24 protein-coding genes and 1 pseudogene are annotated in these 24,295 nt (G+C 41.3%); 21 read left to right on the forward strand and 4 right to left on the reverse strand.

The window, feature by feature from the left end; translation table 11 throughout:
- Nucleotides 1–86: 86 nt before the first annotated feature.
- Entirely contained in the window at nucleotides 87–2,081 is a 1,995-nt protein-coding gene (locus Hs30E_RS01015) for an ABC transporter ATP-binding protein/permease (protein ID WP_172207332.1), read from the forward strand.
- A gap of 80 nt (nucleotides 2,082–2,161) precedes the next feature.
- On the opposite strand, the gene Hs30E_RS01020 is transcribed toward Hs30E_RS01015, so the two are convergent.
- The 3 genes and pseudogenes from Hs30E_RS01020 to Hs30E_RS01030 form a co-directional block, all read right to left on the reverse strand.
- The gene (locus Hs30E_RS01020) at nucleotides 2,162–3,106 is read right to left on the reverse strand and encodes a dihydroorotate oxidase (protein WP_172207333.1); all 945 of its coding nucleotides are present in this window, start codon (nucleotides 3,104–3,106) and stop codon (nucleotides 2,162–2,164) included.
- An 85-nt stretch (nucleotides 3,107–3,191) separates the two neighbouring features.
- Nucleotides 3,192–4,295: an NAD(P)H-dependent flavin oxidoreductase gene (locus Hs30E_RS01025; protein ID WP_172207334.1), complete on the reverse strand. Its 1,104-nt coding sequence runs from the start codon at nucleotides 4,293–4,295 to the stop codon at nucleotides 3,192–3,194.
- Nucleotides 4,296–4,420: 125 nt separating this feature from the next.
- Nucleotides 4,421–5,232 (reverse strand): annotated as a pseudogene (locus Hs30E_RS01030) (IS5 family transposase).
- Nucleotides 5,233–5,401: 169 nt separating this feature from the next.
- Here Hs30E_RS01030 and fabT point away from each other — a divergent pair.
- The 14 genes from fabT (at nucleotide 5,402) to Hs30E_RS01100 (ending at nucleotide 17,922) form a co-directional block, all read left to right on the forward strand.
- On the forward strand, nucleotides 5,402–5,842 hold the full coding sequence (gene fabT, locus Hs30E_RS01035; protein WP_172207383.1) for a fatty acid biosynthesis transcriptional regulator FabT: 441 nt from the start codon (nucleotides 5,402–5,404) through the stop codon (nucleotides 5,840–5,842).
- Nucleotides 5,839–6,819, forward strand: a complete 981-nt coding sequence (locus Hs30E_RS01040) for a beta-ketoacyl-ACP synthase III (protein ID WP_172207335.1) — start codon at nucleotides 5,839–5,841, stop codon at nucleotides 6,817–6,819. The genes fabT and Hs30E_RS01040 overlap by 4 nt, the downstream gene beginning before the upstream one ends.
- A 44-nt stretch (nucleotides 6,820–6,863) precedes the next feature.
- Entirely contained in the window at nucleotides 6,864–7,091 is a 228-nt protein-coding gene (locus Hs30E_RS01045) for an acyl carrier protein (RefSeq protein ID WP_172207336.1), read from the forward strand.
- Between the two features lie 88 nt (nucleotides 7,092–7,179).
- Nucleotides 7,180–8,136, forward strand: a complete 957-nt coding sequence (fabK, locus tag Hs30E_RS01050) for an enoyl-[acyl-carrier-protein] reductase FabK (RefSeq protein WP_172207337.1) — start codon at nucleotides 7,180–7,182, stop codon at nucleotides 8,134–8,136.
- Nucleotides 8,137–8,162: 26 nt separating this feature from the next.
- On the forward strand, nucleotides 8,163–9,083 hold the full coding sequence (gene fabD / locus Hs30E_RS01055) for an ACP S-malonyltransferase (protein WP_172207338.1): 921 nt from the start codon (nucleotides 8,163–8,165) through the stop codon (nucleotides 9,081–9,083).
- Nucleotides 9,084–9,085: 2 nt separating this feature from the next.
- A complete protein-coding gene (gene fabG / locus Hs30E_RS01060) occupies nucleotides 9,086–9,820 on the forward strand; it encodes a 3-oxoacyl-[acyl-carrier-protein] reductase (RefSeq protein ID WP_172207340.1) in 735 nt (244 codons plus the stop codon).
- A gap of 58 nt (nucleotides 9,821–9,878) precedes the next feature.
- Nucleotides 9,879–11,129 carry a beta-ketoacyl-ACP synthase II gene (gene fabF / locus Hs30E_RS01065; RefSeq protein ID WP_172207341.1) on the forward strand — a complete coding sequence of 417 codons (1,251 nt, stop codon included), beginning with the start codon at nucleotides 9,879–9,881 and terminating at the stop codon, nucleotides 11,127–11,129.
- Between the two features lie 7 nt (nucleotides 11,130–11,136).
- The gene (gene accB, locus Hs30E_RS01070; RefSeq protein WP_172207385.1) at nucleotides 11,137–11,601 is read left to right on the forward strand and encodes an acetyl-CoA carboxylase biotin carboxyl carrier protein; all 465 of its coding nucleotides are present in this window, start codon (nucleotides 11,137–11,139) and stop codon (nucleotides 11,599–11,601) included.
- The gene (fabZ, locus tag Hs30E_RS01075; protein ID WP_172207343.1) at nucleotides 11,598–12,023 is read left to right on the forward strand and encodes a 3-hydroxyacyl-ACP dehydratase FabZ; all 426 of its coding nucleotides are present in this window, start codon (nucleotides 11,598–11,600) and stop codon (nucleotides 12,021–12,023) included. Before accB ends, fabZ begins: the two co-directional genes overlap by 4 nt.
- Before the next feature lie 55 nt (nucleotides 12,024–12,078).
- Nucleotides 12,079–13,467 carry an acetyl-CoA carboxylase biotin carboxylase subunit gene (accC, locus tag Hs30E_RS01080; protein ID WP_172207344.1) on the forward strand — a complete coding sequence of 463 codons (1,389 nt, stop codon included), beginning with the start codon at nucleotides 12,079–12,081 and terminating at the stop codon, nucleotides 13,465–13,467.
- Nucleotides 13,454–14,320, forward strand: coding sequence for an acetyl-CoA carboxylase, carboxyltransferase subunit beta (gene accD, locus Hs30E_RS01085; RefSeq protein ID WP_172207346.1), 867 nt, complete (start codon nucleotides 13,454–13,456; stop codon nucleotides 14,318–14,320). The genes accC and accD overlap by 14 nt, the downstream gene beginning before the upstream one ends.
- Nucleotides 14,321–15,079, forward strand: coding sequence for an acetyl-CoA carboxylase carboxyl transferase subunit alpha (locus Hs30E_RS01090; protein WP_172207347.1), 759 nt, complete (start codon nucleotides 14,321–14,323; stop codon nucleotides 15,077–15,079). It abuts the gene before it with no gap.
- A 195-nt stretch (nucleotides 15,080–15,274) separates the two neighbouring features.
- On the forward strand, nucleotides 15,275–16,309 hold the full coding sequence (locus Hs30E_RS01095; protein WP_172207348.1) for an endonuclease/exonuclease/phosphatase family protein: 1,035 nt from the start codon (nucleotides 15,275–15,277) through the stop codon (nucleotides 16,307–16,309).
- Nucleotides 16,310–16,323: 14 nt separating this feature from the next.
- Nucleotides 16,324–17,922: an NAD(P)/FAD-dependent oxidoreductase gene (locus Hs30E_RS01100; RefSeq protein WP_172207349.1), complete on the forward strand. Its 1,599-nt coding sequence runs from the start codon at nucleotides 16,324–16,326 to the stop codon at nucleotides 17,920–17,922.
- 98 nt (nucleotides 17,923–18,020) lie between these two features.
- Here Hs30E_RS01100 and Hs30E_RS01105 read toward each other — a convergent pair whose 3' ends face one another.
- The gene (locus Hs30E_RS01105) at nucleotides 18,021–18,962 is read right to left on the reverse strand and encodes a UbiA family prenyltransferase (protein WP_172207350.1); all 942 of its coding nucleotides are present in this window, start codon (nucleotides 18,960–18,962) and stop codon (nucleotides 18,021–18,023) included.
- A 355-nt stretch (nucleotides 18,963–19,317) separates the two neighbouring features.
- On the opposite strand from Hs30E_RS01105, the gene Hs30E_RS01110 reads away from it, so the two are divergent.
- The 6 genes from Hs30E_RS01110 (at nucleotide 19,318) to hrcA (ending at nucleotide 24,289) form a co-directional block, all read left to right on the forward strand.
- Nucleotides 19,318–19,584, forward strand: a complete 267-nt coding sequence (locus tag Hs30E_RS01110) for an ACT domain-containing protein (protein WP_172207351.1) — start codon at nucleotides 19,318–19,320, stop codon at nucleotides 19,582–19,584.
- Between the two features lie 28 nt (nucleotides 19,585–19,612).
- Entirely contained in the window at nucleotides 19,613–20,950 is a 1,338-nt protein-coding gene (locus Hs30E_RS01115) for a PFL family protein (RefSeq protein WP_172207352.1), read from the forward strand.
- A gap of 107 nt (nucleotides 20,951–21,057) precedes the next feature.
- Complete coding sequence (locus Hs30E_RS01120; RefSeq protein ID WP_172207353.1) at nucleotides 21,058–21,747, forward strand: histidine phosphatase family protein; 690 nt, start codon at nucleotides 21,058–21,060, stop codon at nucleotides 21,745–21,747.
- A 28-nt stretch (nucleotides 21,748–21,775) separates the two neighbouring features.
- Nucleotides 21,776–22,558 carry a M15 family metallopeptidase gene (locus Hs30E_RS01125; protein ID WP_432205778.1) on the forward strand — a complete coding sequence of 261 codons (783 nt, stop codon included), beginning with the start codon at nucleotides 21,776–21,778 and terminating at the stop codon, nucleotides 22,556–22,558.
- Between the two features lie 109 nt (nucleotides 22,559–22,667).
- Nucleotides 22,668–23,090, forward strand: coding sequence for a hypothetical protein (locus Hs30E_RS01130; RefSeq protein ID WP_172207356.1), 423 nt, complete (start codon nucleotides 22,668–22,670; stop codon nucleotides 23,088–23,090).
- A 149-nt stretch (nucleotides 23,091–23,239) separates the two neighbouring features.
- Nucleotides 23,240–24,289 (forward strand): heat-inducible transcriptional repressor HrcA, encoded by a 1,050-nt coding sequence (gene hrcA / locus Hs30E_RS01135; RefSeq protein WP_172207357.1) that lies wholly within the window; start codon nucleotides 23,240–23,242, stop codon nucleotides 24,287–24,289.
- Nucleotides 24,290–24,295 lie beyond the last annotated feature (6 nt).

Raw genomic sequence — 24,295 nt, forward strand, 5'->3', positions numbered from 1 at the left:
AAATAGGTCTAAAGTCCCATGAAAATTTTCTGAAAGTGATGTATACTTAAACAGAACTTAATTTTATAAAAAAGGAAAAGTAGTCAATGTCAATTTTAGAACTTAAAAATATCAAAAAATCTTACTTTCTCGGTAAAGAAGAATTTCCCGTCCTGACAGGCTTAGATGTCAGCTTTGATAGGGGAGACTTTATCTCAATTCTTGGCGAGTCTGGTGGCGGTAAATCAACGTTGATGAACATTATCGGTGGACTTGATAACAAGTACGATGGCGAGGTTAAGGTAGGTGGTGTCAAGCAAGCAGATAAAAATTTGCGTGCCATGGACGAGTATCGCCGTGATACGATTGGTTTCATCTTCCAATCTTTTAATCTCGTGAGTTATCTGAGTGTTTTGGATAATGTGCTCATTTCGCTAAAAATGACGAATCTGTCACACAAAGCGCAAATCAAGAAAGCTGAAGAATTGCTCAAACAAGTTGGGCTATTGGAACACAAGAAGAAAAATCCGAATCAATTATCGGGTGGGCAAAAGCAACGTGTTGCCATTGCCAGAGCTTTGGCAAATGATCCAGATATTATTCTTGCTGATGAACCGACTGGTGCGCTTGACTCACAAAATACTAGGGATGTACTTGAAATTCTGTCCGACATTGCCAAAAGTGGTAAGACGGTTATCGTTGTGACGCACTCGCAGGAAGTTGCCGATTATGGCACGCGGATTGTGCATTTGGCGGACGGGCAGATTATCTCGGATGAGCGAATTAAGCCAGCTTATGAGAGTAAGCTAAAAACACGTGAGTTCAAAACGAGGGCGCTGTCATTCTCAGCCAAATCGCGCATGGCGACCCAGCATTTTTTACATAATTGGAAACAAAATCTGATGATTATGATTGGCGTGGCAATCGGTCTGTTCTCGGTCATGTTTTTCCTTGGCTTAGGCAATGGGGCTAAAGGATATATGAATAAAATGATTACAGACCTTGCTAATCCAAATGTTCCCATGGTTTTGAAACGTGTGACCGAGGATAATAAAAAGTCGAATGAAGAGGCGATGGGCGAAACGCAACAACTTGCAGTGACTAATTCGCCTAAAGTAGCGATTTCTGATGCGCTTGTCACAAAAGTTGAAAAAATTAAGTATGTTACAAAAGTTGAGAAGGCTTTTGATGTCCTACCTGTCGAGTTGACGGCAACGATTGGTAAGGTAACAGAATCATTTCCAGAAATTCAAACGTGGAATAATACAAATACGGCTAGCTCACTTTTAGTTGGGAAGAAACCTAGCGAAAATGAAGTGGTTATTCCTGACAGTTTGGCGAAAAAATGGGATAAGAATAACTGGCGGAAAATGGTCGGTCAAACGATTCATCTTGCGTATAAAATGCCGGTCGAAAATGGCACGCCTATCAGTATTTCTCAAGATGTTAAAGTGTCAGGTATTACCAAGAGCAGTCCAGCGCAAAATGTGTTGACTTTGAATTTCAAATCATTGTCGAAAACATTTAAAGAAAATAATCTTGTTAGTGAGCCGAACCTTATCGTGCCAACGATTGATGATAGTCATCATGTGGACGGTGTGATTAAGAAAATTCAAGCGCTTGAAACTGACGGTCATAAGGATTTCGTGACTTTCTCAGTTGGTGCAATCTTGAAACCGATTAACAAAATTACGTCAATTGTTTCGATTGTTTTGGCGTTAATTGCGGGTATTTCGCTCTTGGTTAGTTTGATGATGATTATTGCGACAACTTACATGTCGGTTGCCGAACGCACGAAAGAAATTGGGATTCTTCGTGCACTTGGAGCGCGCCGTGGGGATATTCGCTCGCTTTTTGTGGTTGAGACAGTTCTTCTAGGTTTCGCTTCGGCTGTTCTAGGGATTATTGTTGCTTTCATCGGTCAATTTGGTGTCAATGCGGCAGTGAGTGGTCTGTTGGATAAGTTCGATATTATCCAAATTTCTCTTGCTGCGGTTATTGGCAGTGTGATTGTTGCAATTGTCATTGCTTTATTTGCAAGTTTGATGCCCGCTGGAAAAGCAGCCAAGCTCAATCCGATTGAGGCTTTGTCAAATGATTAAATGAGATAGAAAAAGAGCGATTCTTCGCTCTTTTTCTATCTCTAAATTCTTATATGAATAGTGGGTATTTCAGCAACGCTTTAATCTAAAGTACCCAATTTCCCTTTAAATTCAGCGATTGACTGATAACCTTTTTCCTCAAGTACAGCCAATAATTCGGCAGTTAAGCGTTCAAATACATGCACGCCCTCTTTTTGCAATTGTGTGCCAACTTGTACCATTGATGCGCCACAAAGCAAGTGTTCATATGCATCACGTCCAGTCAAAATGCCACCAGTACCAATCACTTCAATTGTCGGATTGAGCCGTTGCTTCAAGGCACGGACATTTGCCAAAGCCGTTGGTTTGACGTACTCGCCGCCGATGCCACCAAAACCACCTTTTGGTTTAATAACGACGGTATCAGTTGTTTCGTCAATATAAAGCCCATTGCCGATAGAATTGATACAGTTGACAAATTTCAGATCAAATTGATTTAAAACGTTAGCGATTTTATCGAAATGTTGCATATCGAAATAAGGTGGCAATTTCACGCCAAATGGCTTAGTATAAAACTTGAAAATCTCAGTCAACAAGCGCTTAGTGTCTTCAAAGTCATAAGCCATTTGCGGTTTGCCAGGGACATTTGGACAAGAAAGGTTAAGCTCGACAAGCCCAGTATAAGCGCTGTCTTGAATTTGGCGCATATTGTCCACATATTCGTCAAAGCCTTGATACGAGGCAACGCTCATGACAAAGGGCGCATCTGGCTGACTTTTCTGGCGCAAAATAGCGTAGTTGAGATAGTAGTCAAGCCCGAGATTTGGCAAGCCCATGGAGTTGATACTGCCGAGGTCAAGGTTGACGTAGCGCGGTTCGGGATTGCCTTTGCGACCGTCAGCAGTCGCTGATTTTGTGACAAATGACCCCGCCGCAGAACTAGCGAGTTCGTCAAGTTCCGTCACATCCATGCAGTGTACGCCAGATGCGTTCATGAAAGGATTGTCGTAGGTGTGTCCGTAAAATGTCGTTTCTAAAGTTGGCATGAGATTTTTTCCTTTTCTTTGATACTTCCATTTTAACAAAATAATCAGAATGATACAAAAAATGACAAGCGCAATCTTGTCATTTTTAAAATGATGCTGTCAATTCATCAAAAATCGCCTTAACCGTTGTGATTTCGTTGATACGATAACCATTTGTTCCAGAAAACAGCAAGCCCATATCGGTGTTGTGTTCGACCGAATTGAGCAAAGCTTCGCTGATACAATAAGGAATTGTCTTACGGTCGCAAAGTTTTGTTTGTAAACAATTTAAACAGCTAGCAATTGGAATAAGTGGCGTTTTCGGTGCATCTTGTGCCTTATAGTCAGCAAGCCCATTTTTGATAATTTCAGTAAATTTGTTATCAATCGCTCGACCAGGTAGCCCAACAGGCGAGGTTGTCAAGTGAATATCATTTTCGTTTGCTTGAATAAATCGATCTTTAAAATCATCAGGCGCATCACATTCGACTGTGCCAATAAAACGTGTCGCCATTTGTACGCCTGAACAGCCAAGACTGAGATAATGCGCAATATCTGAACGATTCCAAACACCACCTGCAAAAATCACAGGGATTGATATGTTAAATTTTTCTTCATACTCCTTAACGTGTGCGATGATTTGAATAATCTCATCGTCCATACCAAGAATGGCTTCTTCAATTTGATTAGCCTTAAACCCTAGATGACCGCCACCTTCAGGTCCTTCAATAACAATGAAATCAGCAGTTCGATTGTATTTCTTTGCCCAATTGCGCAAAATAATCTTGGTAGCCTTAACTGATGAAACAATCGGTGCAATTTTTGTTTTGGCATTGCCAACAAGCTCTGGTAGATTCATTGGCAGACCCGCACCTGAGATAATCACGTCAGCACCAGCTTCAACACAATGTTTGACGACATCATCATAGCGAAAACATGCTACCATAACATTAAAGCCGAGAATACCCTCTTTAGCAATAGCGCGTGCCTTATCAAGTTGCGTTTGAATCGCCTTAAGATTTGTTTTAACAGGAGCACGCCGAAAATTTTCCTCTTGAAAGCCGATTTGTGCTGTTGATAAAATGCCGATGCCGCCTTGTGCGGCAACATTTCCAGCTAATTTGTGGAGAGAAATTCCAATTCCCATCCCACCTTGAATGATAGGGACTCTAGCTGTCAAATCACCAATCTTTAATTCTGGTAGTTTCATTACTTATCCTTAAATTTTGTTTGATGTCAAACATCTAGTTTTTGTAACTAGATGAAATGATTTATACAACTCTATTGTAACAAAACATCTTTTAATGTCAAGAATTTTAGTAAATAGACTTGTTCCTAAACCATCGCTCTTTCAAAATTGATAATGCCACAAATTAATTCAGCCCGACAATCAAAGCGTCTTCTGCGATTCCGATAAGGAAGTGCCATAATTTGAAAGGTTTTGAATACCGCATTAAAGTGCTCAATCTCCATACGTATTCGAGAAATTTCTCGATTCAGTGCCTTCTCCTCTTCATTCAACTCATGATTTTTAGAACGCTTTGCAGGAATAAAAGTATTTTCATGAAAATTAAGAATGCCTAGATAACCTAAATCAACAACAAGAAGAAGGTCTTCTGGCAGAGTGCCACCTATGCTTTCCTTGAAAAGCTTAAAATCATGACAATGCCCTTCAGCGAAGGCAAGACTCACGACACGATGAGTGGTAAAATCAAGCAAAACTTGCGTTTTCACGGTATGTCGGTGTTTTTTTCCTGAATAGTGGTCACGTTGGTTTTTTTTGGACGTTGAATTGGACTTTCTGTCACATCAATCGCAAACCAATGATCCTTGTCTTTGACTCCCTCAATATCAAAACTCCCCTCTTCATGGAGCGTATTTTCTACCCAAGTGATGGTTCTTGAAACACAAGAAAGAGGCACATCAAAATCAAAAGCAATGAGACGTTGAGTGGGATAATGCCGCCAATACCGTAAAGTGAGCAAAAGCTGATTTTCTAAACTCAGGCAACGTGGACGCCCACCAGTCAGATGTTCTGCTTGATAAGCTTTGTTCAAAATTTCAAGCATGTGAGTAAATGTCGAGCGCTTCACACCAATAAGTTGTTTGAATAAACTGTCATTGAGGGAGCTAGTTTTTGCATAAATATCTGCCTAACATTAGTTTAACATTTTTTGTACGGTTTAGGAACAATTCTAATATAATTCTTTTTTAAAATATTTTCTAATAAAATCTTGACAATAAAAAAATAACTTGGTATAATTTGATAGTCAAATAATTTGATTATCAAAACTAGGGGGGAGAGTGCAAGCAGATATGGTGGTCGAATATGAAAAAATCAATAAATATCTTACGCACATTTTCAATAATGTTTTGATTATCGAAGAGGCAACCTTGCGATCTTCGCGTTTTTCAAACGTCTCAATCAAAGAAATGCACACTATTGACAGTATCGGGGAGGCAGGCATGACGACCCCTAGCGACATTGCCAAAAAACTGATGTTGACAGTCGGCACGGTAACGGTTTCGCTCAATCGGCTAGAAAAAAAGGGCTATGTTGAGCGTTATCGTAGTGATAATGATAGGCGTGTTGTCAATGTTTCGCTCTCTCGTAGTGGTCGCTTGCTTTACCGCTTGCACCGCAAATTTCATCGTGAAATGGTCAAACGTTTCGTGGCTGATATGCCAGAACCCTCAGTTAAAATTTTGCAAACTGGTCTGGAAAATCTTCACACATTTTTGGAGGAAATCAAATGACTTACGCAAAAGTCACGGCAACTGCGCACTATGCGCCTAATCAAGTCGTGAAAAATGACGATTTGGCGAAAATCATGGATACATCTGATGAGTGGATTTCATCACGGACAGGTATTCGTCAGCGGCATATTTCAGTTGACGAAAATACCTCGGAGTTAGCGACAAAAGTTGGACGGCAGCTCCTTGAAAGAAGCGGTCTTTTGGCTGAAACGCTTGATTTCATCATCGTAGCGACAGTTTCCCCAGATGGCAATATGCCAAGTACAGCAAGTCTTGTTCAAGCTAATCTAGGTGCGGTAAATGCTTTTGCCTTTGACTTGACGGCTGCTTGTAGTGGTTTTGTTTATGCGTTGTCAATGGCAGATAAACTGCTTGCAAGTGGTGTTTATCAAAATGGATTGGTCATCGGCGCTGAGGTTTTGTCAAAAGTGATTGATTGGACAGATCGAGCGACAAGTGTTCTGTTCGGTGATGGTGCAGGTGGCGTGATTGTTCAGGCAATAGCTGAAGAACCACTGATTTTAGCAGAATCGCTCAAATCTGACGGCAGTCGTGGTATGAGCTTGACGAGCCATTTGACCCAGCCCAATTCCCCCTTTTCAAAGGCTAAGTTGGCAGATGACAACTTCCTAAAAATGGATGGACGTGCGATTTTTGATTTTGCCGTGCGTGATGTGCCAAAAAATGTTTTGGAGGGTCTTGAAAAAGCGAATTTGACGACAAATGAAATTGATTATTTTTTACTTCATCAGGCAAATTCACGGATTCTTGATAAAATGGCACGAAAAATCAAAGCAGACCGTCAAAAATTTCTGCAAAATATGCGGGATTATGGTAATACAAGTGCAGCAAGTATTCCGATTCTCCTATCAGAATCGGTTGAAAATGGTACGATTAAACTTGATGGTACGCAAACGTTAGTACTAACAGGGTTTGGTGGTGGCTTGACATGGGGGACACTTGTTGTTAAAATTTAGGTAACAAAAGATTTTAAAAATATAGAAAATTGGAGATTACAATCATGGCAGTATTTGAAAAAGTTCAAGAAATTATTGTTGAGGAACTCGGTAAAGAAGCAAGTGAAATTACGCTTGAAACATCATTTGAATCGCTTGATGCGGATTCGCTTGATATTTTCCAAATCATCAACGAAATTGAAGAAGAATACGAAATCGCAATCGAAACAGAAGAAGGTCTCAACACAGTTGGTGACTTAGTTAAATTTGTTGAAGCGAAAGTCGCTGAATAGTCAAAAATTCTGGGAACGTGCGAACGTTCTCAAAATTTTTATGCTAATAGTTTGATTGTCAAACTATTTAATCGAATGATAAAATAATATGAAAACTAAAATTACAAAATTACTAAATATAGATTATCCTATTTTCCAAGGTGGTATGGCGTGGATCGCAGACGGCGATTTGGCTGGTGCAGTTTCTAAAGCTGGTGGCTTTGGCATTATCGCTGGTGGTAATGCACCTAAAGAAGTCGTTAAAGGGCATATTGACCGTATTCGTGAGATTACGGATAAACCTTTTGCGGTTAATATCATGTTGCATTCACCTTTTGTTGATGATATTGTTGACCTTGTTATCGAAGAAGGTGTGAAAGTGGTCACGACTGGTGCGGGTTCTCCTAAAAAGTATATGGCGCGTTTCAAAGCGGCAGGGATGATTGTCATTCCAGTGGTTGCGAGTGTCGCTCAAGCCAAGTCAATGGCGCGTCTCGGTGTTGATGCCATTGTCGCTGAGGGCATGGAGGCTGGCGGTCATATCGGACAATTGACGACGATGACCTTGGTACGCCAAGTGACAGAGGCGGTAGAATTGCCTGTTATTGCAGCCGGCGGTATCGCTGACGGCAAGGGCATGGCAGCAGGCTTTATGCTAGGTGCTGAGGCTGTTCAAGTCGGAACGAGATTTATTGTCGCAACAGAATCAAACGCGCATCAAAACTATAAAGACAAGGTTTTGAAAGCTAAAGATATTTCGACGGTTGTGTCAGCCAGTCATTTTGGTCATGCCGTTCGTGCCATTAAAAATCAGTTGACGAAAGATTTTGATAAGGCAGAACTTGCCGCATTTAAGCAAGACGAGCCAGATATGAGTGTTTTTGATGAAATGGGCGCAGGTAAATTGCCAGCATCCGTGATTCATGGTGATGTTGACAATGGCTCAGTTATGGCGGGTCAAATCGCTGGTTTGGTCAATAAGGAAGAAACAGTTGAAGAAATCATTTTGGATTTGTATACTGGATTTCAAGCTGAAATCAAAGCAGCTCAAAAATGGCTTGACTAAGTGACCTGAAAAAATTGGAGTAGAAAATGACAAAAACAGGCTTTTTATTTGCGGGTCAAGGTGCTCAAAAATTGGGTATGGCGCGCGATTTGTATGATAATTTTACAGTTGTTAAAGAAACTTATGATGAGGCATCTGAAATTCTCGGTTACGATTTGCGTGAGCTGATTGATTCTGATGCAGATAAATTGGGAGAAACGAGATTTACGCAGCCAGCGATTTTGACGACTTCGGTGGCAATTTTACGTTTGCTTGTCTCACGTGGCATCAAGCCAGATGTGGTTGCGGGTCTTTCCTTGGGTGAGTACTCAGCACTTGTCGCTAGTGGCAGTTTACCATTTGCCAAAGCCGTAAAATTAGTCGCAAAACGTGGGCAATACATGGCGGATGCAGCGCCGACAGGCTCTGGCAAAATGGTCGCAGTCATGAATACGGATGCGAAAGTTATCGAGGAAGTCTGTCAACAAGCTTCAAGCAAAGGAATTGTCAGCCCAGCCAACTACAACACACCAGCCCAAATCGTGATTGGTGGTGAAGTGGCGGCAGTTGACTATGCGGTCGAACTGCTCACAGAGGCGGGTGTCAAACGGATGATTCCGCTGAAAGTCTCAGGACCATTTCACACTGCTTTGCTCAAATCGGCATCTGAAAAGTTAGCGATTGAGCTAGAGGATGTTGCCTTTAAAGACTTTGAGCTACCATTGATTTCAAATACAACGGCACAAGTCATGGCTTTCAATGACATTAAATCTTTGTTGACACGTCAAGTTATGACACCAGTTAAATTTTACGAGTCAGTTGAGACGATGATTGCTTTGGGTGTAACCGATTTTATTGAAATCGGACCAGGTAAGGTTTTATCAGGATTTGTTAAGAAAATTGACAAGGCAGTTAATATCACAAATGTTGAAGATTTGGCAACATTAAACGCAATTTTGGAGAAATAAAAATGGAAATTATCAATAAAAATGTCTTAATCACAGGCTCAACACGTGGCATTGGTCTTGCTATTGCGCATGAATTTGCGGCAAATGGTGCCAATATTATCCTAAACGACTTGTTTGAGATTTCATCAGAACTTATCGGCGAATTTGAACAGTATAATGTGCAAGTTGTTGGTATAATGGGCGACGTGAGTAAGTCTGACGATGCGAAACGGATTATCGCTGAGGCGACTGAGGCATTAGGAAGTGTAGACGTTTTGGTCAATAACGCTGGCGTTACCAACGATAAGCTGATGTTGAAAATGACGGAAGAAGATTTCGAGCGGGTGCTTAAAGTTAATCTGACGGGTGCTTTCAACATGATGCAAGCAGTCCTTAAACCGATGACTAAGGCGCGCCAAGGTGCGATTATCAATATGGCATCAGTCGTTGGTCTTATGGGTAATGTTGGGCAAGCTAACTATGCTGCATCAAAAGCTGGGCTGATTGGTCTGACTAAGACGGTTGCGCGCGAAGTTGCGGGACGTAACATTCGTGTCAATGCGATTGCACCTGGTTTTATCGAAAGCGCCATGACGGCTGTTTTGTCTGATAAAGTTAAGGATGCCATGAAAGCGCAAATTCCAATGAAACAGTTTGGTCATGCAAAAGAAATTGCAACAACAGCGCTTTTTCTTGCCACACAAGAATATATCACAGGTCAAACAATCGCCATTGACGGCGGTTTGACGATGCAATAAAAAATTAAGAGGGATTCGCTTTTTTGGTAATGAATCTTGAATTTGAGGAGTAAAGACAATGACAAATCGTGTAGTCATCACAGGTTACGGCGTAACATCGCCGATTGGGAATACACCAGAAGAGTTTTGGACAAATCTTGAAGCGGGAAATACTGGGATTGACGTCATCAAAAAATTTGATGCGACAGAGACAGGGATAACCGTTGCAGCTGAAGTTAAAAATTTTCCTTTTGACAAATATTTTGTTCATAAAGATAAAAAGCGTATGGACACTTTTAGTCTTTATGCGATTTATGCGGCACTTGAGGCGCTCGACATGGCGGGTATTGATACTGAAAATGATGAAAATTTGAATCATGATCGTTTTGGTGTTATTATTGGATCGGGGATTGCTGGTTTGCCAGTCATTCAAGAACAAGGAAAACGTTTGGCATTAAAAGGTCCTAAACGTGTGGCACCGCTTTTTGTACCACTTTCGCTTGTAAATATGGCGACAGGTAATATCGCAATGCGTGTTAAAGCAAAAGGTGTCAGTCGTGCTGAGGTTACTGCTTGTGCGGCGGGAACAAATGCCATTGGTTCAGCTTTCCGTGAAATCAAAAACGGTTATGCTGATGTTATGCTAGCTGGTGGCACAGAGGCAGCCATTTGTGAATTTGGTGTAGCTGGTTTTGCCAATTTGACAGCTTTGACAAGTGAGACAGATCCCAAACGTGCTTCAATTCCATTTGATAAAGAGCGTTCAGGTTTTGTTATGGGTGAAGGTTCTGGGATTCTCGTTCTTGAGAGTCTTGAACATGCCAAAGCGCGTGGTGCCAATATCTTGGCAGAAATCGTTGGCTACGGCTCAACAAACGATGCTCATCATATGACAACGCCATTACCAGACGGCTCTGGTGCTGCTAAAGCTATGCAACTGGCGCTTGATGAGGCAGGGATTGCGCCGAGTGAAGTGGGCTACATCAACGCTCATGGCACGTCTACACAAGCCAATGAAAAAGGTGAGGCACTTGCCATTCACACTGTTTTTGGCGACGATGAAAATGTCCTTGTCTCTTCAACGAAAGCCTTGACAGGACACGCACTCGGTGCTGCTGGCGGGATTGAGGCGGTGGCAACTTTAGAAGCTATTCAGCACCAATATGCACCTGTCAATGCTGGGACGACTGAACTTGATGAAAATACATCTATTATAAACGTTGTCCTTGGTCAAGGTAAGCCACATAACATCAAGTATGCGATTTCAAATTCACTTGGCTTTGGCGGTCACAATGCTGTTATTGCCCTCAAAAAATGGGAGGATGACTAAGATGTCAATTCAGATTAGTGAAATCAAAGACTTATTGAGTCAATTTGACGCATCGTCTTTACGTGAATTTTCTTATGCGACGAGTAAGTTTTCTCTGTCATTTTCTAAAAACAATGGTGGACAGGCAACAGTAGCTGCACCTGTCGAAAAAGTGGTCGCACCACAGGTACAGGTTTCTGAAACGATTAACTTGTCAGAAGTATCAGTTCAAGCTGAAATGCCTGTTGCCATTGCCGAAGGCGACGTTGTAAAAAGCCCGCTCGTAGGTGTGGCATACCTCAAACCCGCGCCCGACAAATCAGACTTTATCGCAGTTGGCGAAACAGTCAAAAAAGGTCAAACCTTGCTGATTATCGAGGCGATGAAAGTCATGAATGAAATCCCTGCACCGCACGACGGTGTTATCACAGAAATTTTGGTATCGCCAGAAAGCATGGTCGAATACGGAGAGGAATTGGTACGCATTAAATGACGATTGATATTAACCAAATTAAAGAGGCTTTGCCTCATCGTTACCCAATGTTATTAGTTGATCGTGTCTTGGAACATTCTGATGATGAAATCACGGCGCTTAAAAATGTTTCTGTCAATGAAGAATTTTTCAACGGACATTTTCCAGGCTATCCAGTCATGCCAGGGGTACTGATTATGGAGGCATTGGCGCAAACAGCTGGTGTTTTAGAGTTGTCAAAAACTGAAAATAAAGGCAAACTCGTCTTTTACGCAGGCATGGATGGTGTGAAATTCAAAAAGCAAGTTGTGCCAGGAGACCAGCTTATCTTGCATGCTAAATTCATCAAACGCCGTGGACCAATCGCTGTTGTTGAGGCAAAGGCGACAGTTGACGGGAAGTTAGCGGCTAAGGGGACTTTGACTTTCGCTATTGGGGAGTAGTAGAGACATCTTTAAAAATAAGCCTGAAATGGCAATTAATAAAAAAGAGTAAATTATGTTTAAAAAAATATTAATCGCCAATCGTGGTGAAATTGCGGTACGGATTATCCGTGCGGCGCGTGAGTTAGGTATTGCAACGGTCGCTGTCTATTCTGAGGCGGATCGAGATGCCTTGCATACTTTGCTTGCTGATGAGGCGGTCTGTATTGGTCCTGCTAAAGCGAGTGAGTCTTATCTCAACATGCACCAAATCATCTCGGCAGCTGTGACTTTGAAAGCTGAGGCCATTCATCCTGGCTTTGGTTTTTTGAGCGAGAACTCGAAATTTGCCAATCTTTGTGAAGAAGTTGGCGTGAAATTTATCGGACCGTCTGCCAAAGTCATGGATACCATGGGCGATAAAATCAATGCTAGAGCGCAGATGATTGCGGCAAATGTACCGGTCATTCCTGGGTCTGACGGCGAGGTTTACAGTGCGAGTGAGGCGCTTGAAATTGCTGAAAAGATTGGTTATCCAGTTATGCTCAAGGCATCAGCAGGTGGCGGTGGTAAGGGCATTCGCAAGGTAACTTGCAAAGAGGAATTACTGCCGAATTTTGAGTCAGCTCAAGCCGAGGCAAAAGCCGCTTTTGGCAATGGTGCGATGTATTTGGAGCGCGTGATTTACCCTGCGCGTCATATTGAAGTACAGATTTTGGCTGATGAGTATGGTAATGTCGTCCATTTGGGCGAGCGAGATTGTTCTTTGCAACGTAACAATCAAAAAGTCTTGGAAGAGGCACCGTCAATTGCGATTGGTCATACTTTACGTGGCAAAATAGGTGCTGCAGCAGTTGCCGCGGCGACGCATGTTGGTTATGAAAATGCGGGAACGATTGAATTTCTACTTGATGAAAAATCTGGTGCGTTTTACTTTATGGAGATGAACACACGGATACAAGTCGAACATCCTGTCACTGAGTTTGTAACCAATGTTGATATTGTCAAAAATCAGATAAAAATTGCTGCTAGAGAACCGCTTGATTTCACGCAAGATGATATTAAAATTACAGGTCATGCGATTGAATGTCGCATTAATGCGGAAAATCCTAAGTTTAATTTTGCCCCAAGTCCAGGTAAAATTACAGATTTGTACTTGCCGTCAGGTGGTGTTGGCTTGCGTGTTGATTCTGCTATGTATCAAGGCTACACGATTCCGCCGTATTATGACAGTATGATTGCAAAAATCATTGTTCATGGGGAAAATCGTTTTGAGGCGCTGATGAAAATGCAGCGTGCCCTTGTTGAGCTTGAGGTTGAGGGTGTTCAGACCAATACTGATTTTCAAATGGACTTGATTTCTGACCACCGTGTTGTTGCTGGAGATTACGATACAGCTTTTCTTGGCGAAACATTTCTGCCGAAATATCTAAGTGATGAGGATATAGCTAATGGCATTATTTAAGAAAAAAAATAAATATATCCGTATCAAACCTAATCATTTACGGCTTGATACGCAAAATGCGACACCAGAAGTGCCAGATGAGCTTTTTGCCAAATGCCCGAGTTGCAAGTATACGATTTATACCAAAGATTTGGGGCGAGAAAAAGTTTGTCCGTTTTGTAGTTACAATTTTAGGATTTCTGCTTTAGAACGCTTGGCAATTGTTGCGGACGAGGACTCTTTCAAGGAATTGTTTACAGGTATTGAGACGACTAATCCCTTAGATTTTCCAGATTATATGGCAAAGTTAGCGACAGCTAAGTCGAAAACTGGTCTTGATGAGGCTGTTTTGACAGGAGTTGCAACGATAAAAGGTCAGAAAACGGCGCTTGCCATTATGGACTCGAATTTTATCATGGCATCTATGGGCATGGTTGTCGGGGAAAAAATCACACGTCTGTTTGAATATGCGACGGTTGAAAAATTGCCAGTCGTTATTTTCACGGCATCGGGTGGTGCGCGCATGCAGGAGGGCATTATGAGTCTCATGCAAATGGCAAAAATTTCGGCAGCAGTTAAGCGCCATTCTAATGCGGGCTTACTTTATATCACTGTTTTGACTGATCCAACAACTGGTGGTGTGACGGCTTCTTTTGCTATGCTTGGTGATATTATTTTGGCTGAACCGCAGACTTTGATTGGCTTTGCTGGACGGCGCGTGATTGAGCAGACGGTGCGAGAAAATCTGCCAGATGATTTTCAAAAGGCTGAGTTTTTACAGGCTCATGGTTTTGTTGACAAGATTGTCAAGCGGACGGCGCTTGTTGAGGTTCTCGGTCAAATTTTGACATTGCATGATAAGGAGAACGAGTAAATGGCTGAAACAGCAAATAAAATTGTCCAACTGGCACGCAGTCAAGATAGATTGACGACTTTGGACTATGCGAGACAGATTTTTGATGATTTTATCGAATTTCACGGAGACCGTAATTTCAGAGATGACGGTGCTATCCTTGGCGGCATTGCTAGTCTTGCTGGACGTCCTGTGACCATTGTCGGCATTCAAAAAGGGAAGAGTCTGCAAGATAATCTTGACCGTAATTTTGGGCAACCGCACCCCGAGGGCTATCGCAAGGCTTTGCGGCTCATGAAACAGGCGGAAAAATTTGGTCGTCCGATTATTACTTTCATCAATACGGCGGGCGCTTTTCCGGGTTCTGGCGCTGAGGAGCGTGGGCAGGGTGAGGCGATTGCGCGCAATCTGCTTGAGATGAGCGATCTCAAAGTGCCGATTATCGCCATTATCAACGGCGAGGGTGGTTCTGGCGGTGCGCTTGCTCTGGCAGTAGCTGACCGTGTTTGGATGCTTGAAAATGCCATGTATAGCATTTTGTCGCCCGAGGGATTTGCGACGATTCTCTGGAAAGATTCTTCACGTGCACCTGAGGCTGCCGAACTCTTGAAAATTACATCCAAAGATTTGCTTGCAAATGGCGTGATTGATCGAATTATTTCTGAGGAAAATACGGTTGAGCATTTGAAAACGGCTTTGATTGCTGAACTTGAAGTTCTTTCAAAACTCTCAGTTGATGACTTGATAAATGCACGTTATGCGCGTTTTAGGAAATATTAAAAAATAATTTAAAAAATCTCCGAACAATTTTTGCTTTTTATGGCTGTTCGGAGATTTTTATTTTTGAACTATGACTATTTAGAATAGTTGACAATGCTTTTATTAAAACTTGCTTATGATGACAATATCATATTTTTCAAAAAATTTCTGTATTTATTTGAAGCTGTTTGGAAATTTTTTTGTTATAATTAAGAAATGAAGAAATTAATAAAAAGTATTTTAAGTCTAATTGTACTCGTTCTTATTGTCATTGCTGGTTATGTTGCCTATGTTATTATTCAATACCATCGTTTGCCCGATAATCAGAATTTGGTGGTCAAAAATGTGGCTAACCATGAGCAAATTTTGCCGAATAAGTCTTATAAAATCATGACTTTTAATATTGGCTATGGTGCTTATCCTGCAGATTACACCTTTTTTATGGCGGGTGGTAAGGAATCGCGTGCGCGTTCCAAAGCTGATGTTTTGGCAAATCTGGCGGAGAGCAATAGCTTGATAAAAGCTGAAAATCCTGATTTTGTGACCTTGCAAGAGGTTGATTATGAGGGAGATAGATCATTTAAAGTTGACCAGCCAGCCTTTTTTACTGAGGAAAATGCAGCGTATGGTAGCGTTTTTGCTAATAACTATGATTCAGCTTATCTTTTTTATCCTGTGACCAAGCCAATTGGTAAGGCGAAGTCAGGCTTGTTGACACTCTCAAAAGCTGAGATGACAAAATCAACACGTTTTAGCTTGCCGATTGAGAAAAATTTCAATAAGTTTCTTGACCTTGACCGTGCCTTTAGTGCAAGTGAAATTCCTGTTGAAAATGGCAAGAAACTTTACATTTACAATGTTCACATGTCGGCATTTATCAAAGATGAAGTGATTCAAGTTGCGCAGCTGACCAAACTTTTTGACAATATGAAACTGCACGCTGACAATGGCGATTATGTTATTTGTGGTGGCGACTATAACCATGTGTTGACAGGTAAGGCGCATCCTGAGTTGACTTGGATGAAAGTATTGCCAACCGAAAAAATGGCGACGAATATGCGCGTTGTTGCCCCGACCAATGCGCCGTCTGTTCGGAGTAATGGAACAGTTTACGGTGATACCTCAACGCTTGGCATTATCGACGGTTTTCTTGTCACGAATAATGTTAAGGATGTAAGCATTCAAACCATTCAAAATTATTTTAAATCAAGTGATCATAATCCTGTTGTGATGCAATTTGAGTTAAATTGAAATAAGGAAAAATAATGTTAAGAATAACACAAATCAAACTGTCAATCAACGACGACATCGGTCAAGTGAAAACGTTAGTTGCCCGCAAATTGAAACTCAAACCAAATGAAATTTTAGAGTTCAGAATTTACAAGGAATCAATTGATGCGAGAAAGCGTGGCGAGATTAATTTTATCTACACTGTTGATGTTAAGGTTAAGGACGAGGCAAAATTTCTGACTGGCAAGTTGAAAAATGTTGCGCTTGCTCCTGATTTGACCTATCAAAATCCTAAAATTGGCAAGCAAAAGTTGGAAAATCGACCGCTTGTCATTGGTTTTGGCCCTGCTGGCATGTATGCAGCTTTGCTCCTTGCGCAAATGGGTTATAAACCGCTTGTGCTTGAACGTGGCGAGGCGGTTGAGGCGCGTGTTAAGTCAATTGAGCGATTTTGGACGACAGGCGAGTTAAATCCAAACTCAAATGTTCAGTTTGGCGAGGGGGGTGCGGGGACATTTTCAGATGGCAAGCTGACCAGTCGGGTTAAGGACTTGCGTGGTCGTAAGGTTTTGCAAGAATTGGTCAATAACGGTGCGCCAAAGGAGATTCTTTATAAGGCACATCCGCACGTCGGAACTGACCTGTTGCGAGATATTGTCAAAAATATGCGTGAAACAATTATCGCACTTGGTGGCGAGATTCGTTTTAATGCGCAAGTGGCGCATTTTGCTGTGAAAAATGGGACACTAACAGGCGTACAACTTGATTCAGGTGAAGAAATCGCTTGTCAACAAGCGATTTTAGCGATTGGCCATAGTGCGCGCGATACTTTTCATGCGCTTTATGATAATGGCGTTCAGATGACGGCGAAACCTTTTGCTGTTGGTGTGCGAATTGAACATCCGCAGACGGTAATCAACAAGGCGCAGTATAAGGAATTTGCAGGTCATTCAAAACTAGGCGCTGCGGAATATCGTTTGACTTATAAAGCGAGTAATGGTCGTGGTGTTTACACCTTTTGTATGTGTCCTGGTGGACTTGTTGTGCCGTCAACATCTGAAGTGGGGCATTTGGTAACAAATGGTATGAGTGAACAGGCACGTGACCAAAAAAATGCCAATAGCGGCTTGTTGGTGCAAGTTTTTCCAGAAGATTTTCCAAGTCATCATCCGCTTGCGGGCATTGATTTTCAGCGAGAATTAGAGCAAAAAGCCTTTGAGCTTGGTGGAAGTACCTATCAAGCGCCAGCCCAATTAGTTGGCGATTTTCTCCAAAATAAGCCCTCAACAGCTATGGAAAGCGTTGTACCGAGTTATTGTTTGGGTGTGAAACCAACGAATCTGGCAGACTTGTTTCCAGATTATATCACGGTTGCTATGCGAGAATCTTTGACTGAATTTGATAAAAAATTGCACGGCTTTGCCATGGCTGATGCTGTGATGACAGGTGTTGAGTCACGTTCATCTTCGCCTTTGAGAATTAATCGCGACGAGGAAAGTTTTCAATCTGTTTCAACAACTGGCATTTATCCGAGTGGTGAAGGAGCAGGCTTTGCAGGTGGCATTGTCTCAGCTGCGATTGATGGTTTGAAATGTGCTGAGGCGCTGATTCGAGAGTTTTCGCCTGTTGATTGAAAAAGTTTAGCTATTTTTTGTTTTAAGGTTTTTTCAGCGATGAAACCAACTTCTAAATATTTAGATAAAATAAAAACTTTGCACATAGCAGCAAAATCTCATCTAAAAACCAACGCAACAGCAATACTCAATGCCAAACTACCATTAAAAATCATTAAATTCCGAATGGACAAGATGAAAGTCTCTCTTTTATCTTGTTTTTTTAGAAATTTCATTACATGTCGCAGAATTAGTGGTGTACACAGAGACATTAGAAGGACTGTTTTTGGTAGTATGCCAAAAATGATGGCAAGCAAAACACAAACACTAGCCAAAAGATACATGCCAACAAATAATTTGAGCGCATTTGGGATGCCAATAAAATGTGGTAAAGTTAGGCGACCATTTTTTTCGTCTTGTGTGAGGTCGCAGATATTGTCAGCTAACATTACATTAAAATTCATACAAAAACACATGATACCGACCAAGATAATTGGTAACAGCACCGCCAAATCCATGTTAAGTGTCAGCATGAGTTTGTCAAATTTTAGTGAAAAATAACCTTTATCAAAGGAATTGATATAAATGCCGAAAAAGAAACCACAGATGCCTTCTGCAAAGCCAGCCAACATTTCCCCAAGTGGAAATCGGGAAAAGGCGAATGGGCCGAAAGTGTAGAAAATGGCGATGATAAAGCAAAGCGCGCCGACAGGGAGAATGGCGAGGTTGGTCGTAAGCACGACAGCAATGCCGACAATCACGTCAACAGCAAGGAGGGCGAGACAAATCTTTAGCGCAAGACTGGGCGCAATATGGCGCGTTGAGAGGATGTTTTCGTGTGTCTTGTAGTGGGGGTCAAGCGCCTTTTGATAGTCCATGAGGTTGTTCCAGGCGCTGACAAAGAGGTTAATGGCAGTCAAGCCGATGAAAAACAGGACAGTCGGTAGGAGATGAAAACTCTGGAAATAATAAAGTGAAAAAATCACGCCAGCAATGGGCGACAAAAGCGCAGCAGGGAGGGTTTGAATGCGCGTGAAATTGAGAAAAGTTTTAAAAGTCATGTTTTTCCTTTCCAATGACATTGCTTAGCAGCTTGTATCAGAGCAAGTCGAATGCGTTATTTAAAACTTTGCATAATGCTTGCACCTTAAAACAAAAACGAGACAACTGAAAGCTATCTCGTTCAGATTTTATTCTGTTTAATCAGTACTGGAATAGGGCGCTAAGCTCCCATCCGACGATAAGTTTATTATACAGGAAAATGGTTCTGAAATCAAGAATTAGGCAAATTTTCACAAGTAAATGACAAAATTTTCAAACAACTTATTGGAAATTATGGTATAATATTATTTAACGTGATGATAGACTCGTTTTCATGTTTGAACGAGTTATTAAAATAGTTTAAAGGAGAATCAAATGCGCGCGATTGTAACAGTTATCGGACAGGACAAAACAGGAATTGTAGCGGGCGTTTCAACTCGTTTGAGTGAACTCGAAATCAATATTATTGATATTTCGCAAACGATTATGGACGGTTTTTTCACCATGAATATGGTCGTTGAAATTGACGAAACCCACCATTTTGCTGACGTTAAGGCAAATCTTGAAAAATTGGGTCAAAGCTTAAAAGTTGACATTAAAATCATGAACGAGGCAATTTTCGAGGCGATGCACCAATTGTAAGAAATATAGATTCCAGAAAGGAAACGACGTGAAACAAACTCAAATTCTTGAAACAATTCGCATGATTGAAGAGGAAAATCTTGACATCAGAACGATTACAATGGGAATTTCACTTCTTGATTGTATTGACAGCGATATTGATTGTGCGTGCGAGAAAATATATCAAAAAATAACAACAAAGGCGCGTGATTTGGTTAAAATTGGCAACGAAATCGGCGATGAACTTGGGATTCCAATTATCAATAAACGGGTCAGTGTGACACCGATTGCGATTATCGGTGCTGCGACAGATAGTGATGACTACACGCCATTTGCCTTGGCGCTTGACCGTGCTGCCAAAGAAATCGGTATTGATTTTATCGGTGGGTTCACGGCACTTGCGCAAAAAGGTTACCAAAAAGGCGATAAAATTCTGATTGACTCGATTCCAAAAGCCCTTGCGGCGACTGATTTTGTCTGCAGTTCGGTCAATGTTGGCTCGACTAAAACAGGCATTAATATGGACGCAGTCCGTGATATTGGTGAAGTCATTGTTGCTGCAGCGAAACTTGACGATATGAGTTGTGCCAAACTTGTCGTTTTTGCCAATGCTGTTGAGGACAATCCATTCATGGCAGGCGCTTTTCATGGTGTCGGCGAGGCTGATGTTGTTATCAATGTTGGTGTTTCAGGTCCTGGCGTTGTCAAGCGTGCGCTTGAAAAAGTGCGTGGTGCATCGTTTGACGTGGTTGCCGAAGTGGTCAAAAAAACAGCCTTCAAAGTCACGCGTATGGGGCAGCTTGTCGGTAAAATGGCATCCGAACGTCTAGGTGTCGAGTTCGGCATTGTTGACCTATCGCTTGCCCCAACACCCGCAGTTGGTGACTCCGTTGCCCGCATTCTCGAAGAGATGGGACTGGAAATGGTCGGCACGCACGGCACAACGGCGGCGCTTGCCCTCCTCAACGACCAAGTTAAAAAAGGCGGTGTCATGGCGTGCAACCAAGTCGGCGGTCTTTCAGGCGCTTTCATCCCCGTTTCTGAGGACGAAGGCATGATTGCTGCGGTAAATGCTGGTGTGCTCAATCTTGAAAAACTGGAAGCGATGACTGCGATTTGTAGTGTCGGATTGGATATGATCGCTGTTCCAGAAGATACACCAGCGACAACGATTTCTGCCATGATTGCTGACGAGGCAGCGATTGGCGTGATTAACATGAAAACGACAGCTGTTCGGGTCATTCCAAAAGGTAAAGTAGGTGAGCAAATTGAATTTGGCGGTTTACTTGGCACAGCGCCAGTCATGCCAGTTCACAAAGAATCTTCTGCTGCCTTTATCGCACGTGGTGGACATATCCCAGCGCCGATTCATAGTTTTAAAAATTAGATAAAATAGAAATTTTTACAAAGAATAGATCACAAAAGATAGCGAATTTCTTCTTTTTTTGTTAAACTATATAAAAGAACGCTTTTTCAAAGTGGAGTATAAAATAAATGGTAAATGTATATGTAGTGAGGCATGGAAAAACCATGTTTAACACTATTGGTCGGGCACAGGGGTGGTCAGATACACCGCTAACAGCCTTTGGAGAGCTTGGTGTTAAGGAGCTTGGCGTCGGATTTGGGGCGAAAAATATCAGATTTGACCGTGCTTATTCGTCTGATAGTGGGCGCACAATTCAAACGATGAGTTATGTTTTGAAGTATTCGGAAAATGAAGATATTCCTTACAAGATGGATAAACGTCTGCGTGAGTGGTGTTTTGGTAGTCTTGATGGCGGTTTTGACGGTGAACTTTTCGACGGCGTTTTGCCGCGAACAGATGCTTACAAAGGGAAAACTTTTGAGGAGCTGACCTATCAAGATATTGCTAATGGTATTCTTGAAGTAGACACAGCAGGATGGGCAGAGCCATGGGAGGTTCTGAGGAAGCGGATTTTAGATGGCTTTTTTGATGCGGCTAAAAAAGCTGAGGAAACTGGTGCTGAAAATATCATCATTGTCAGTCATGGCATGACGATTGCAACTTTTATCAAATTGATTGATAGTCATCAACCGAAATTTTTAGGATTGGATAATGGTTCAGTGACACGCTTAACTTATTTTAATGGTAATTTTATGATTCACGAGGTGGGCGATATGAGTTATCGCGAGCTCGGAAGGGAGATTTTAGATGCAGAATAAACGGAGTCAACGTAAACGTAGTGACAGAATGAAAAAACCACATTATGGTAGGATATTTGGGACATTATTTGTTCTTATTTTGGTCATATGTGTTGTGATATTTGCAGTTCGAGGTTTAGGAACTAAAAAAGATAAGGCGACAGGCTCTCAAACGTCTAAAACAGAGCAGTCAGTTAAAAATTCATCAGCCTCTCAAACAACGACCCCAGAAACAGATACACCAATAGAAAAAACGGGCGATGAACTTCCTGATAGTCAAAAAACAGACTGGGAGTTGGTTTTGGTCAATCGGGAGAATCCTAAGGACGAGATGAATCCTGAACTGATAGAACTCGGCAATATTTTTGTTGATTCACGAATTGCCACAGCAGCCGAAAACTTTTTAACGGCAGCGCAAGAAATCAATCCGTCAGAACACTTTATCTCAGGCTATCGTAGTGTAGACTACCAAAGTGAGTTATATAATGGATATGTTGAAGAAGAAATGGCAGCTGATTTCTCATTAGATCGTGAGGCAGCTGAAAAAATTGTTCAGACTTATTCACAGCCACCAGGTATGTCTGAACATCAGACAGGTCTTGCGATTGACCTTTCAGATATTGATGCTCTCAATGAATCAGAGACAGCTAAAGAAATTGCTGCACTTGCACCTGAATATGGCTTTATCCTACGTTTCCCAGAAGGTGGCACTGATAGCACGGGTGTGGGTTACGAGGACTGGCATTTTCGTTATGTTGGTGTTGAAAATGCCAAATATATCACGGCACATCAATTAACGCTTGAAAATTATCTTGAATTGCTGAAAAAATGACTACTTTTTGCCGAAAGGTCATCATCTTTTCATGTTTTTCAAATGGCAAAATTGATGTTTGAGTGAAAATAAGTTCATAAATAAATAGTTATAGGAGCAAAAAAGTCTCATGTTTTCAGGAAAAACCCCGACAAGTATTGTCATAACCAATATTGGTTTGTTGATTTATGCAACTTGGACAATGATTAACAGTATCTTGCCGAATTTGAAAATTTTCAATTTTGTTTACGAATCAATTCTCAATGTTTTTCAAGCTTTCAAATTACAATCGACGATTTCAATGACGAATGTGCAATTTTTGGCGTATATTGTTTTACTGGTTGCTTTTCTCGCTTTACTGGTTAAGTTCCGACATTTTGCCATTTATGCCTTGCTATTTTTTGTTTTCATCATTGTATGTAATTTTGTTTATTACGTTATTGTTGTTGGGGCAGATTCTACGGAATGGTTTGTTTTTGTCGTAATGTTTGTGAGTTTTGTCAATGTTTTCATTACGGCTAGAGGGACTGAAAGTACTAAGAAAGAAAAGTAAATTTAAAAAATTAGCACTCAATATAAAAGAGTGCTAATTTTTTTATGCTTTTCTCTTGACAAAAAAAGTGTAGAATTATATAATAATAATGTAGTTAGCACTTAGCAACTAAGAGTGCTAAATACAGTGCTAAAAAAGAGGTGTAGAACGTGATAACCAAGCGCCAACAACAAATTCTTAATATGATTATCTCGCTTTATACGCAAAATCATAAAGCGATTGGCTCAAAGGCGCTCATTGCGTCAATCAAAGCCTCTAGCGCAACAATCAGAAATGATATGAAGCGTTTGGAGGAGCTAGGCTTTATTCAAAAAGAGCACACATCGTCTGGTCGTGTCCCGAGTGTGATAGGCTATAAATATTTTGTTGAAAACTTTTTGAAACCAGGTAAACTTGATAATAACGATGTTTATCAGGTTATGAAAAATTTTGATGGCGAGTTTTATAGGTTGGATGTTCTTTATCAGCGAGCGGCGCAAATACTTGCTGATTTAACAGGATTTTCGGGATTTGTCCTCAATGTTTCCATGAAAAATCAAGTCTTGTCGAAGTTCGATATTGTGCAACTTGATAGTCATTCGGCAATGGCAGTTTTAACCTTGGATACAGGGCTTGTTAAGACTATTCAGTTTATTTTGCCGCGCTCAATGTCGCTGGATGATTTGACAACGTTTAAGTTTATTTCTGACGAGCGCTTGGTTGGCAAGAAGATTTTGGATATTCATTATTCCTTGTTGACAGAAATTCCACAAGTTGCCCAAAAGTATTTTGCGATAACAAATGATGTGTTACAGTTATTTGAGCATGTCTTTGCTGATTTATTCAAGGAAACGCTGATTTCATCGGGACGGCAAAATTTATTGGAGTATTCTGATGATGTGGTTTCACTTTACAAAATTCTCATGGATGATGAGGCAATTATTCATGAAATACGTGATATGGTGTCAGATGATGAAGTTAGAAGTGTCAAATTTGACTCAAATCTGACGGAAAATCATCAGATTACCAAAAATATCACGCTTATCACGCAACAGTTTGTCGTCCCTTATCGTGGATTGGGAACTTTGGCGATGATGGGACCTGTGGATCTCAACTATCAAAAAGTTGTCTCCACCATGGACCTTGTCGCAAAGATATTAACTATGAAACTGACAGATTACTACCGTTATCTTGACGGTAACCATTATGAAATGATTTAGGAGAGA

The organism is Pseudolactococcus hodotermopsidis (assembly GCF_011170085.1).
Classification (GTDB): domain Bacteria; phylum Bacillota; class Bacilli; order Lactobacillales; family Streptococcaceae; genus Pseudolactococcus; species Pseudolactococcus hodotermopsidis.